This is a genomic window from Mesorhizobium sp. EU05-FHT14A09, from assembly GCF_058790995.1.
In genome coordinates, this window is sequence record NZ_JBYTDF010000001.1 from 746,873 (window position 1) to 759,174 (window position 12,302).

General features: G+C 61.4%; 9 protein-coding genes. 4 read left to right on the forward strand and 5 right to left on the reverse strand.

Annotated features, from left to right (window positions below; translation table 11 throughout):
* Positions 1-45: 45 nt before the first annotated feature.
* Positions 46-501 (forward strand): EF-hand domain-containing protein, encoded by a 456-nt coding sequence (locus AC3WTO_RS03330; protein ID WP_492459258.1) that lies wholly within the window; start codon positions 46-48, stop codon positions 499-501.
* Positions 502-591: 90 nt separating this feature from the next.
* On the opposite strand, the gene AC3WTO_RS03335 is transcribed toward AC3WTO_RS03330, so the two are convergent.
* Together AC3WTO_RS03335 and pepN are read right to left on the reverse strand one after the other, a co-directional pair.
* Complete coding sequence (locus tag AC3WTO_RS03335; protein WP_492459259.1) at positions 592-2,910, reverse strand: PAS domain-containing sensor histidine kinase; 2,319 nt, start codon at positions 2,908-2,910, stop codon at positions 592-594.
* A 173-nt stretch (positions 2,911-3,083) separates the two neighbouring features.
* Entirely contained in the window at positions 3,084-5,726 is a 2,643-nt protein-coding gene (gene pepN / locus AC3WTO_RS03340; RefSeq protein WP_492459260.1) for an aminopeptidase N, read from the reverse strand.
* 154 nt (positions 5,727-5,880) lie between these two features.
* On the opposite strand from pepN, the gene AC3WTO_RS03345 reads away from it, so the two are divergent.
* Positions 5,881-8,187, forward strand: coding sequence for a xanthine dehydrogenase family protein molybdopterin-binding subunit (locus AC3WTO_RS03345; RefSeq protein ID WP_492459261.1), 2,307 nt, complete (start codon positions 5,881-5,883; stop codon positions 8,185-8,187).
* On the forward strand, positions 8,184-9,134 hold the full coding sequence (locus tag AC3WTO_RS03350; protein ID WP_492459262.1) for a DMT family transporter: 951 nt from the start codon (positions 8,184-8,186) through the stop codon (positions 9,132-9,134). The genes AC3WTO_RS03345 and AC3WTO_RS03350 overlap by 4 nt, the downstream gene beginning before the upstream one ends.
* On the opposite strand, the gene AC3WTO_RS03355 is transcribed toward AC3WTO_RS03350, so the two are convergent.
* Complete coding sequence (locus tag AC3WTO_RS03355; protein ID WP_492459263.1) at positions 9,135-9,953, reverse strand: helix-turn-helix domain-containing protein; 819 nt, start codon at positions 9,951-9,953, stop codon at positions 9,135-9,137.
* A gap of 199 nt (positions 9,954-10,152) precedes the next feature.
* Here AC3WTO_RS03355 and AC3WTO_RS03360 point away from each other — a divergent pair, with 199 nt between their 5' ends.
* On the forward strand, positions 10,153-10,542 hold the full coding sequence (locus AC3WTO_RS03360; RefSeq protein ID WP_492459264.1) for a hypothetical protein: 390 nt from the start codon (positions 10,153-10,155) through the stop codon (positions 10,540-10,542).
* A gap of 50 nt (positions 10,543-10,592) precedes the next feature.
* On the opposite strand, the gene AC3WTO_RS03365 is transcribed toward AC3WTO_RS03360, so the two are convergent.
* Together AC3WTO_RS03365 and AC3WTO_RS03370 are read right to left on the reverse strand one after the other, a co-directional pair.
* Entirely contained in the window at positions 10,593-11,447 is an 855-nt protein-coding gene (locus AC3WTO_RS03365; protein ID WP_492459265.1) for a uracil-DNA glycosylase, read from the reverse strand.
* A 122-nt stretch (positions 11,448-11,569) separates the two neighbouring features.
* Positions 11,570-12,214: a hypothetical protein gene (locus tag AC3WTO_RS03370; protein ID WP_492459266.1), complete on the reverse strand. Its 645-nt coding sequence runs from the start codon at positions 12,212-12,214 to the stop codon at positions 11,570-11,572.
* Positions 12,215-12,302 lie beyond the last annotated feature (88 nt).

Genomic DNA, 12,302 nt, shown 5'->3' on the forward strand with positions numbered 1-12,302 from the left:
GTGATTTCCCAAGCATCGGGGGTGACGATGCAACAGGAGAAACCGATGAAAAAGTCGACGAAACTTGCCTTCGCCTTCGCAACCCTTGCTGGCCTCGTTGGAACGGCAGCCTATGCCGAACAGCATAAGGGCGGCGACATGCGTGATGGCACGCGCTGGCGCCTCCAGAAGGCTCTGAAGGATAACGACGGCGGCATCACCTTCGATCAGTTCTCGGAGGCGATGAACCCCGAGCTGAAGAAAATCCTTGCGGACAATGGCGGTAAGGTCACCGTCGAACAACTGGCTGCGGCGCTCGAAAAGGCGCGGTTCGAACGCATGGCGAAGCGCATGATCGAACGCTACGACAGCAAGGGCGAAGGCGTTCTGACCCAGGAAGATGTCGCCGCGCATCAGAAGAAGATGTTCGCTCTGTTCGACAAGAACAATGACGGCAAGATCGAAAAGACCGAATTGCCGAAGCATGGCGGTCGCGATCATCGCCAGAGCGAGGTCGAGTAATCCTCGCCAGGGCAATTCTAGCAAAAGTGCGTCCGGGGAATTACGCCAAAATAAAAGACATCCGGCGGCAATTGCCGCCGGGAGTCCCTTTTAGGCGGCGGCCTTTACCGGCTGCGGTGCCCTTCGCAATGGGATGCGCACCGACACGATGGTACCCGAGCCCTCGGTGGAGCGGATCTTCAACGCGCCGCCATGGAGTTCGGCCAGGGACCGCGAAATGGCCAGGCCGAGCCCCGAGCCGGTGTGGTTCTTCGAGAACTGGTTCTGCACCTGCTCGAACGGTCGGCCGAGCTTGCCGAGTGCCGCCTTCGGAATGCCGCAGCCATTGTCCTCGATGGTCAGCGTGAGTGCGCCCGACGCATTTCGTGCCTTCACCACGATATGCCCACCCTGGCCGGTGAATTTCACCGCATTGGAAAGCAGGTTGATGACGATCTGCTTGACGGCGCGGCGGTCGGCAACCAGCGACAGGCTGTCGGCAATGCGTGTTTCCACGGTGATCGCCTTCTGGGCCGCCTGGAGCGAGACTACCCGGACGGTTTCGGAAATCAGCGGCCCAAGATCGATCTGTTCGCGGTCGATCGAGAACTGGCCGGCTTCGATCTTCGACATGTCGAGAATGTCGTTGATAACGCCAAGCAGGTATTTGCCGGACGAATTGATGTCGGTGGCATACTCTTCATAGCGTCCCGAGCCCAGTGGCCCGAACAATCTCTGTTCCATCAATTCCGAGAAGCCGATGATCGCGTTGAGCGGCGTGCGCAGCTCGTGCGACATGTTGGCGAGGAATTCCGACTTCGCCTGGTTAGCGGCTTCGGCGCGATCCTTCTCGCGGATGTATTTGCGGTTCAGTTCGACCAGTTCGCGCGTGCGTTCTTCCTCGGCGCGGCGGGCCAGGCTGAGATCATGAATGGTGGCCATCAGGCGTCGCTCGCTGTCCATGAGCTTGTCCTGATGCTGCTTGATCTGGGTGATGTCGGATCCGACCGAGACAGTGCCGCCGTCGCGCGTCTTCAGCTCGTTCACCTGCAGCCAGCGGCCATCGCCCAGCTGACGCTCGATGGTGATGCCGCTGTTCGGACCGTTGGTGTTGGCCAGGCGGCGTTCGGCGGCGAAAGCCAGCATGCGCTCTTCGATTTCGTAACGCGCCGTGCCGGGCATGACGCTGCGGTCGGAGAGGCCGTTGTCGTGCTGGAATTTGGAATTGCACATCACCAGCCGTTCCGACGCATCCCACAGCACGAAGGATTCGTTGATGTTCTCGATTGCCGTGCGCAGCCTGAGATCGGCGGCTTCGGACCGCAATGCCAGATGCCGCTGTTCGGTGACGTCGACGGCGATGCCGATGAGCTGGATCTCCGGCGCATCAGGATCCATCACCTGCGCCCTGGCGCGCATCCAGACCCATTGTCCGTCGGCGTGGCGCATGCGGAACACCTGGTCGATCTGGTCGATCTCTCGCGCCACGATACGCTCGGCCAGCTCGAACAGATTGCCGTCTTCGGGATGGATGATCTCATCGACCTCGCCGAAGGACAGCATCGTGTCGCAAGGCTCATAGCCGAGCATGTCGTACATGGAGCGCGACCAGTACATCTTGCCGCGGACCATGTCCCAGTCCCAGAGGCCGCAGCGGCCCCTCACAAGCGCCATGTCGATGCGCTGCAGGGAATCCCCCAGGATCCGGTCGGCGCTCTTGGCGCGCGATACCTGGCAGAAATACGCGTAGAGCACGATCAGCAGCACGCCGGCGGTGAGAACGAACAGCGTTACGTTCAACGAGACGGATTTGCGCCACTCGGCAAACACTGCTTCCTGCGGAACGAGGACGGCTGCTGCACCTTTACCATCCGGACGCAGGTCGACGGCGGCATACCATTCGGTTTCGCCGATGCGCACGCTGAGCACGCCAGCGCGCTCGCCGAACAGGAACAGCGGCTGTCCTCCGGAGATGACGCTGTCGAGTGCACGCCCTTGCCAGCGGGTTGACTTCGGCGACACGGCGAGCACCGTGAATGCCTTGTCGGTTATCGCCAGCACGTGATCCGTGCCGAGAGAACCCTGACGCACGGCATCTTCGAGCAGTTCCTGCGCGTCGGTCGCAGGCGCGGCAGCGCCAGCCTTGGCGAGTTCGCCTGCGGAAAGCGTGAGGATCGTCTTGGCATTGCGCTCGATGTCGTCATGCCAGCTCATCATAGACAGGAAGCGCAGGCAGGCTACGACGATCAGGAAAAGGATGATCAGCGAGGGGATAAGGCGGCGCAGCACCGGTTCCGCGGCCAGCAGCTTGCCATAGGCAGGGCCCGCGATCAGGCGCGCGTTGCCGATCAGGGCGTTGCTGCGGCGCGGACGGCTGCGCCACTCAAAAGCTGTCCGTCCGGGCGCGCGCAACGCGTCCGCCTTGGCCATGGAATGGCTCTCCCCGAAATTTTCCCCGATGATGATCCGGCAACACCGTACTTCCGAATCGCCATTAAAGAATCAAACGTGATTCGCCTTGTCCAGTGGGTGAGGAGAAAAAAGATTGAAGATTCAGTAAATCGGCCGGCGTTTTGCGCATCGGCCGATTGTTCAGGGCCCGGCTAAGCCAAAGTGCGTTCGACGATGTCTTTCAGGTCCGCCGACAGCTTTTCGTGGCCGAGGATCGACACAAGGGCTTCGCGCGCCTTGCCTTGCCGCACCGGCTCCAGAGAGCGCCATGACCGCATTGCCGTCGCAAGCCGGGCGGCGACCTGCGGGTTGCGCTTTTCGACCTCCAGGACGATGTCGGCAAAGAAGCGGTAGCTTTCCCCATCCGCACGGTGGAAGCCGGTCTGGTTGGCACCCGCAAAGGTTCCGATCAGCGCACGCACGCGATTGGGGTTGGCAATCGAAAAGGCAGGATGTCTGGTGAGTGCCCGGACTGTTTCCAGCGCCCTCTGCCCCGGCACTCCGGCCTGGATGATGAACCATTTGTCCATCACCAATGCATCGTCCGAATACTGTTTTTCGAACTGTTTCAAGGCTTTGTCGGCCTGGGCGGAATCAGTGTGACGGTTGGCGAGAACAGCGAGGGCTGCCGCCCTGTCCGTCATGTTGGTGGCATTCTCGAAATGCTTGGCAGCGAGGTCGGCGCCACCAGGCAATAGCGCGAGGTAATCGAGAAGTACGTTGCGCAAGGCGCGGCGGCCCGCGCCGTCTGCGTCTGGCTGGAACGGCCCGTCGTCGCGCAAGTTTTCGTAGAGATGCCGGAAACCTTGTTCATTGGCCGCTGCGATCAGCAGGGCACAGGCATGGCGCGCTGCCAGGATCGAGTCCGGGTCGATCCCCTTGCCGATCTCGCGCGCGATGTCGGCTTCACCTGGCAAGGTCAGCGCCAGCGCGCGAAATGCCGACTCCAGTGAGACGTCTGTCGCGATGCGCCCGGCCAGGGTCGGGAGATGCTCGCCGACCCCCGGCTTCTTGCTGCCCAGGACATTGCGGAAACCCGCGATCAGCGCATCGGTGAGCAGTGTGTTGAAGGCTTGCCAGCGCGAAAAGGCATCGCTGTCGTTGCCGGCCAGAAAGATCAGGTCTTCCGGCTTCTGCTCGATCGAGAGCGTTACAGGTGCGGAGAAACCCCGATTGAAGGAGAGCACGGGTCGCTCGCTGATGCCGTTGAAACGCACCGACTGGTGCCGCTTGCGCAGGTGGATGATACCATGTTCGACCGTCGCGCCTTCGGCCCCGCTGTAGGACAGGTCCTTACCGTCGGCCCCGACAAGACCGAAGGCGAGCGGAATATGCATCAGCCGTTTGCGGCTCTCCGACGGGGTCGGAGCAAGCGACTGCTCGATCTCGAGCGTGAAGGTGCGGGCAGCCTGATCATAGCTGGAACTGACAGTCACATGCGGCGTGCCGGCCTGATGGTACCACAGCGCGAATTGCGAAAGATCGCGGCCTGAAACGTCCTCGAACACCTTGAGGAAATCGTCGATGGTGGCGGCCTCGCCATCATGGCGTTCGAAGTAGAGATCCATGCCGGCACGGAAGGTTTCCGTGCCCAGGATGGTGCGGATCATGCGCACCACCTCGGAGCCCTTCTCATAGACGGTGGCCGTATAGAAGTTGTTGATCTCGCGGTAGCGGCGCGGCCGCACCGGATGCGCCAGCGGACCCTGGTCTTCCGGGAACTGGTGGGCGCGCAGCGTGCGAACTTCGGCAATGCGCTTGACCGGTCGCGAGCGTTCGTCCGCCGAGAATTCGTGGTCGCGATAGACCGTCAGGCCTTCCTTCAGACAAAGCTGGAACCAGTCGCGACAAGTGATTCTGTTTCCTGTCCAATTGTGGAAATACTCATGCGCGATGATCGCCTCGATGTTGGCGAAGTCGACATCCGTGGCGGTCTGCTCGTCAGCCAGCACATATTTGTCGTTGAAGATGTTGAGTCCTTTGTTCTCCATCGCCCCCATGTTGAAATCGGAGACGGCGACGATGTTGAAGACATCGAGATCGTATTCGCGACCGAATTTTTCCTCGTCCCATCGCATCGAGCGCTTGAGAGCATCCATGGCGTATCCCGCCAGCGCTGCCTTGCCGTGCTCGACATAGATGCCGAGATCGACCTTGCGCCCCGACAGGGTCGTGAATTCATCGGCCACTTTACCAAGGTCGCCGGCGACAAGTGCGAACAGATAGCTGGGTTTCGGGAACGGATCGTGCCAGACGGCAAAGTGTCTTCCGCCGTCGAGATCACCTTGCTCGACCGGGTTGCCGTTGGAGAGCAGCAGCGGCGCTTCGCTTCGGTCAGCCTCGATGCGCACGGTGTAGACCGACAGGATGTCGGGCCGGTCGAGAAAATAGGTGATGCGGCGAAAGCCTTCGGCCTCGCATTGCGTGCAGTAGACGCCGCTGGAGCGATAGAGCCCCATCAGCGTGCTGTTCGTCGATGGGTTGACATCGGTTTCGATGGTCAGCCGGAAGGCTCTGGCAGGTGGTGTGAAGATGGTGAGCTGGTCGGCCGTCACTGCGTAGTCGGGCGCGGCAAGCGGCCTGCCGTCGATCGAGACACCGATAAAGCTCAGTTCATCGCCATCGAGTACCAGCGGATTTCCTGCCGCCACACCTTGCCGCAGCTCGATGGTGAGGTTGGCGGTAATGCGGGTATTTTCCTTGGAGAGCGAGAAGGTCAGCTCGGTCTTCGGGATCAGGTAGTCGCTGGGACGATAGTCTTCGAGCCTGAAGACCTGGCCGGTGTCTGTACGCATCCGTCGATTTTTCCTGATAAATTCGGCGTAGCCAGCATTTGCTGGGGCAAGATAAAAGGGGTTGCGGCTCTTTACACGAAACCATCCCTCGACAAAACTGTCGGTACACGTCTCGCAAGGCTTCGAGCCTTCTCCGATCCCCCGTGAGGTTGCCATGACTGTCGTCACACCCAAATTCGGGATGGGCGCTTCGGTCCGTCGGGTCGAGGACAATGCCTTCATCCTTGGACAAGGACGCTATACCGACGACATCAGCCCGGACGGCGTGCTGCATGGCTATGTCGTGCGTTCTCCCGTCGCCAAGGCGCTGTTTTCGATTGTCTCCACAGAAGCGGTGCTGACCGCCCCTGGCGTGCACCTGGTGCTCACCGGAGCCGATCTCAGTCATCTGCGTGATCTGCGATCCGGTGTGATGCAACTGCAGCCAGACGGCACACGTGCGCCGACGCGCGACATTCCGATCCTTTGCCGCGACGAGGTGAATTATGTCGGCGACGCCATCGCGTTCATTGTGGCCGACAGCCGCGAGCAGGCGCAGGACGCCGCCGAGTTGATCGAACTCGATTTCGAGACGCAGAATGCCGCCGCTGTGACGGCCACGGCGCTCGACGAGGAAACGCCGCTGGTCTGGCCGGAACTCGGGTCGAATCGGGCCTACTCCTATCATATCGGCGATACGGCCAGGACGGATGCGGCCTTTGCGAGGGCCGCCAAGGTCACGCGCATCGACTTCGTCAACAACCGGCTGGTCTGCAACTACATGGAAGCGCGGGCTGCCATCGGCGAGTGGAAGGAGCAGGAAGGGCGCTTCGTACTCACCACCGGCTCGCAAGGCGTACATTCGATGCAGAAGATCATCAGCGGCGCGTTGGGCGTTACAAAGGATGAACTACGGGTTGTCACGCCGGATGTCGGTGGTGGATTCGGGCCGAAGACCTTCGTCTATCGCGAACACCTGCTGGTTCTGGAAGCGGCCAAGCGGCTTGGCCGGCCGGTGAAGTGGACCGGGGACCGTACCGAGCATTTCCTGACCGACGCACATGGTCGCGACAATGTCACGACTGCGGAAATGGCAATGGACAAGGAAGGACGTTTTCTCGGCCTGCGCGTCAAACTGGTTGCCAATATGGGTGCCTACATTTCGCAATACGGTCCATTCATCCCCGTCGTCGGGGTTTCGATGTCGACCGGTGTCTACGACATCCAGGCACTCGATGTTTCCGTAACTGCCGTCTACACCAACACCACGCCGGTCGACGCCTATCGTGGCGCAGGCCGCCCGGAGGCCGCTCTCCTGATCGAAAAGCTGGTAGACGCCTGCGCACGCGACATGAAACTTTCGGCCGACGAGATAAGACGCCGCAACTTCATCCGGCCAGAACAGATGCCTTATCGCACGCAGACTGGCCGTCTCTACGACACGGGTGAATTCGAAGGCCACATGAACCAGGCCATGCAACGGGCTGAGTGGACTCAGTTTTCCGCACGGCTCGAGGAGGCGAAAGCGCGCGGGAAAATCCGCGGCATCGGCATGGCGACCTATGTCGAAGCCTGTGCTTTCGCCGGTTCCGAGCCGGCGCATGTCGAACTGAACCGGGACGGGACGGTCACGCTGAAGATCGGTACACAGACCAATGGCCAGGGCCATGCCACGGCCTATGCGCAGCTCCTGGCCGAAAAACTCAATCTGCTGATCGAACAGGTGCATGTCCGGCAGGGCGACACCGACGAACTGAAGGCTGGCGGTGGCACCGGCGGGTCACGCTCCATCCCGCTCGGCGGGGTTTCGGCAGCGCGCGCCGGCGAGGACCTTGCTGAAAAGATCAAGCGTATCGCAGCCGACGAAATGGAGGCCTCGAGTGCCGACATCGAACTCGAAGAAGGCATTGCGCGCATCGTCGGTACCGACCGTGCAATCGACTTTGCGGCCATCGCCAAGGCTGCGAAGCAGCCGGAAGACCTCAAGGGTTTCGGTGAGTTCGTGCAGGACGAGGCCACCTATCCGAACGGCACCCATATCTGCGAGGTCGAGATCGATCCAGACACCGGCACCACCGAGATCGTGCGCTACACCATCGTCGACGATTTCGGCGCGACGGTGAACCCGCTGCTTCTCGCAGGCCAGGTGCATGGCGGCGTCGTCCAGGGCATTGGCCAGGCGTTGACGGAAGATACGGTCTACGACGAAGACGGCCAGCTGTTGTCCGCCAGCTTCATGGACTATGCCATGCCGCGCGCCGACAGCGTGCCGTTCTTCCATTTCGAGACCCGCAACGTGCCGTCGACTACCAATGCGCTCGGCATCAAGGGTGCAGGGGAGGCCGGGACGATCGGCGCCACGCCGGCGGCACTCAATGCCGTGACCGATGCGCTTTACCGTGCCTGCGGCATCAGGCATATCGACATGCCGGCGACACCGTCGCGCATCTGGGGGGCGATACGGGACGCCGGCATGCAGTGACGTCAGATACACCTTCTATCCAGCCGCGTACGCTGGTCGGCATCACGCTGAAGATCCTGTCGGTTTCCGTTTTCGTGGCGATGTCATCGCTGATCAAGGCGGCCGGCGAACTGCCTGCCGGCCAGATCGTCTTCTACCGATCCTTCTTCGCGATCTTCCCGATCCTGATCTTTCTCGGTTTCCGGCGCGAACTGCGCACGGCCTTCTCCACCAAGCGTCCGCTGAATCACATCGCGCGGGGCGTGGTGGGCGTCTGCGCGATGGGCTTCGGTTTCTTCGCTTTGACCCGCCTGCCGCTCCCTGAGGCCATAACGCTCAACTATGCGCAGCCCCTGCTGGTCGTGGTGTTCAGTGCCATCTTCCTGGGCGAGACCATTCGTATCTATCGCTGGGGAGCGGTCATCGTCGGGCTCGTCGGTGTCGTCATCATTTCCTGGCCGACGCTCACCTTGCTGCGCTCCGGCGCGGCGCTGGGCGACCAGGAAGTGCTGGGTGTGATCGCGGCGTTCATCGCCGCGGCGATCTCGGCGGTCGCCATGATCCTGGTGCGAAGCCTGGTGCACAGTGAACGCACGGCAACCATCGTTTTGTGGTTTTCGCTGACGGCGAGCATCCTTGCCCTGCTGACCATTCCGTTTGGCTGGCAGGTGCTGGCGACCAGACAGGTCGTGCTGCTCATCCTGGCCGGCTTTTGCGGGGGGCTCGGGCAGATCCTGATGACCTCGGCCTATCGCCATGCCGAGGCCTCGGTGGTGGCCCCGTTCGAATACACCTCGATGCTGCTCAGCATCGTGGTCGGTTATCTTGCCTTCGGCGATGTGCCGACCTTGCACATGCTGGTGGGAGGCGCGATCGTCGTGGTCGCCGGTCTCTTCATCATCTGGCGCGAGCAGCGGCTCGGCCTCGAGCGGGCGTCGGCGCGGAAGGCATCGCAGCCGCCCGGTTGATCAGGCTTGCCCCGCCGCTTTCGTCCGCTCGAGCGCAAGGCGGGTCAAAGCCTGCCGTGTTTCTTCGTCGGCAGGAAAGAAGGTTTCGATCGCAAGTTCCGAAAGCGTCACGTCGAGCGGTGTACCGAAAACCGTGGTCGTGCTGATGAAGGACAAGACCGTGTCGCCGAGCCGCATCCGCAGGGGATGAACGATCGCGTTGGTCTCCGGCTTCGGCGGTCTTGTGTTTGAATGGATGGGATAAGCGCGCAATTCCTCTTCAAGCGCTTCGAGAACAGGGTCGCCGGAGGCTTCGACCTGCTGCTTCAGTCGTTCCAGGAGATGTGCGCGCCATTCGGCGAGATTGGCGATGTTGGGTGCGACGCCCTTCGGATGCAGGCTGAGCCGCAACACATTCACTGGCGCCTGCAGGAGAGACGCGTCGCTGACGCCCGCAAGCATGGGGGCAAGGGCGTCATTGGCGGCAACGAGATTCCAGTGTCGGTCGACGGCGAGGGCGGGAAAGGGTTCATGCCCCTTGAGCACGAGTTTCACGGCCTCCTTTGCCGGAGCCAGGTCGGGGTCGTTCAGCGAGCGCTCGCCGAAGGAAGGGGCGAAGCCGGCGGCGAGAAGGATCTGATTGCGCTGCCGGAGCGGGACCGAGAGCTGCTCGGAAAGCCGCAGCACCATTTCGCGCGACGGCATGGCCCGCCCACTTTCCACGAAGCTCAGGTGCCGTTGCGAGATTTCGGCTTCCATGGCGAGGTCGAGCTGGCTCATGCGCCGACGGGTACGCCATTCGCGAATGAGGGAGCCAGCGGAGGTATGGGGCGTGCTCATCGATATCCTGCGTGTCGAAATGAGGTGGTGGCTGCTGTCGCCCATCAGGGACGATACCTGTCGGGATAGCCGCAAATCTATGGTGGCGGAAAATTCATTTCCATTACCTGGCGCGTAATCGCCGTCGCTGGGGCGGCCTGCCAACCTTTACCCATCAGATGCCGGACGGTCCGCAGCATCACGAGCCTGGAGAAAGATCATGCAGATTTCCGTTTCCCCGTTCCTGCGCAATGTGCTGCTGCTCGACGCGCTGGCCAGCGGTGCGACTGCCATCATCCTGCTTGGCGGAGCTCACATGCTGGGCCCGTTGCTGGAGATCCCTCAGGATCTGTTGTTCTGGGCGGGTGTGGTGTTGGTGCCTTTTGTGCTGATGGTGCTCGCGGTGTCGCGGCGGGAGAGTGTGTCGCGCATCATGCTGCTCGAAATCATCGCGATCAATGCGTTGTGGGTCGTCGCCAGTTTTGGCCTGTTGGTGTCAGGCGTCGTCGCGCCGAACCTGCTCGGTATCGCCTTCGTCGGGGCTCAGGCTATTGCGGTGGCCTTGTTCGCGGAGCTGCAATATGTCGGGTTGCGCCGCCTGGCGGCTTGAGAAAAGCCTGGGCCGCAAGGACTATCGTCTGCCCGGATCCCGGGCAGATCTCACGAGAGCGAGCGCAGTTTCATCTTCACTTCGACGAAATCGCGCCAGGCCAGCCGTTTGTGCGCCGGTGTGCGCAACAGATAGGCAGGATGCAATGTCGGCATCGCCGGAATGACGGTGCCGCCGGCCGTGGTATGCGCACGCCAATTGCCGCGCAGCCGCAGGATACCTTCGGTGGTGTTGAGCAGCGTCTTTGCCGAGGGGCCACCGAGATTGACCAGCACCTTCGGATTGACCAGTTCGATCTGCCGCTCGATGAACGGCCGGCAGATTTCCGTCTCGTGGGGGGTCGGCGTGCGGTTGCCAGGTGGCCGCCATGGAATGACGTTGGCGATATAGGCCGAGGTGCGGTCAAGACCGATCGCCGTCAGCATCCGGTCGAGCAGCCGGCCGGAGCGGCCGACAAAAGGCAACCCCTCCAGATCCTCGTCTCGGCCTGGCGCTTCGCCAACCAGCATGAGAGAGGCAGTCGGACTGCCATCGGCGAAGACGAGATTCTTTGCGGTGAATTTCAGGTTGCAGCCGTCGAACCCGGCCATGGCTTCGCGCAATTCGTCCAGGTTGGACGCCTGGCTGGCGAGTTGGCGTGCGAGCTGCACCTGCGCTTCGTCCGGCACCGCCGCAGTGGCGGGCGCGCGTTGAGGGATCAGCGCAGCCGGGCTGCTTTCCATGGTCCGCGCGTTGCGACGATCCTGGGTCTGTTCCGGAGCGGAACTTGCAGCGCTTCGGGCTTGCGCCATCTCGGCGAAACGATCCACCGGATCTTCGGCCAAGGCGTCGTCGACACCGGCTTCCATATAGAAAGCCAGCAGCTCGTAGAGCTCCGGTCGGTCTTGAGGTGAGGGGGCAATCATGGCCGCACCATCTTCCGATGGCGCGGGATTTTCAAGCCTTGGGCGCAATTTGTCCGGTGCATGACGGGCGGTGGATATCGCCCTTCACTGTCTGAAAAGCGGGGCTTTGTTCAGGATTGTCCCTAGCTTGACGGGATGCGTGGCTCCTGCATCAGGTAGAAGGTCCAGCGTGGCGTGTAGTCGGTGATCAGGAATTCGAATTCAGCTGTTTCCAGCGGATCCACCTTGCCCTTGGTGAACAGCAACCGGTCGTAGGGCTCGAAATTGCGGTCGAAGGTCGCAAAATTCGACGAGGCGATGTTTTCGGGCGTCTTGTTGCGTTGATCGAAGGAAAGGCCATCGCCGAACACGCTCGGCTGGTCGAGAATTTCCTGTAGTTCGAACTGAAACTCAATCCAGGCATGGCCGGTGCCGTTGAGGGCGTTGATGCGCATGTAGATGATGCCGCTGGCATAGTCGCCTGTGCTGTCGAAAGGCTGGATCGGCTTGATGGTGCGGATTGTCAGCGTCACCGGCGCCGCCGAATTGAATTCCTCGTCAATGACGATCGGATCGGCGCGCGTGCCCTTGCCGGAAACACCCCTGATGTGAAAGCCGCCGAGTTCGTCGGAAAAGGAATAGGCTCCGCTTTCCCAAACCTTTTGCTTCTTTTGAGCGAGGCCCGGAGAGGCTAGCAGGAGAAAACAGAGGACAGCCGCTGGCCACAATGAGCCTGAGGCGGAACGGAGGCGCGACGTTGCTAAGCCGGCTGGCCCATGAATGCGCATGAACAGGACTATGACCGATAACCGCTGCCTCGAAAAGCGACAGTTTTCAGGTGGAACCTATAATTGACGTTTACGTGAACGTAAAATA

Coding starts and splice junctions, on each gene's coding strand:
- AC3WTO_RS03330 (WP_492459258.1), top strand. CDS start 46: ATGAAAAAGTCGACGAAACTTGCCTTCGCCTTCGCAACCCTTGCTGGC.
- AC3WTO_RS03335 (WP_492459259.1), bottom strand. CDS start 2,910: ATGGCCAAGGCGGACGCGTTGCGCGCGCCCGGACGGACAGCTTTTGAG.
- pepN (WP_492459260.1), bottom strand. CDS start 5,726: ATGCGTACAGACACCGGCCAGGTCTTCAGGCTCGAAGACTATCGTCCC.
- AC3WTO_RS03345 (WP_492459261.1), top strand. CDS start 5,881: ATGACTGTCGTCACACCCAAATTCGGGATGGGCGCTTCGGTCCGTCGG.
- AC3WTO_RS03355 (WP_492459263.1), bottom strand. CDS start 9,953: ATGAGCACGCCCCATACCTCCGCTGGCTCCCTCATTCGCGAATGGCGT.
- AC3WTO_RS03360 (WP_492459264.1), top strand. CDS start 10,153: ATGCAGATTTCCGTTTCCCCGTTCCTGCGCAATGTGCTGCTGCTCGAC.
- AC3WTO_RS03365 (WP_492459265.1), bottom strand. CDS start 11,447: ATGATTGCCCCCTCACCTCAAGACCGACCGGAGCTCTACGAGCTGCTG.
- AC3WTO_RS03370 (WP_492459266.1), bottom strand. CDS start 12,214: ATGCGCATTCATGGGCCAGCCGGCTTAGCAACGTCGCGCCTCCGTTCC.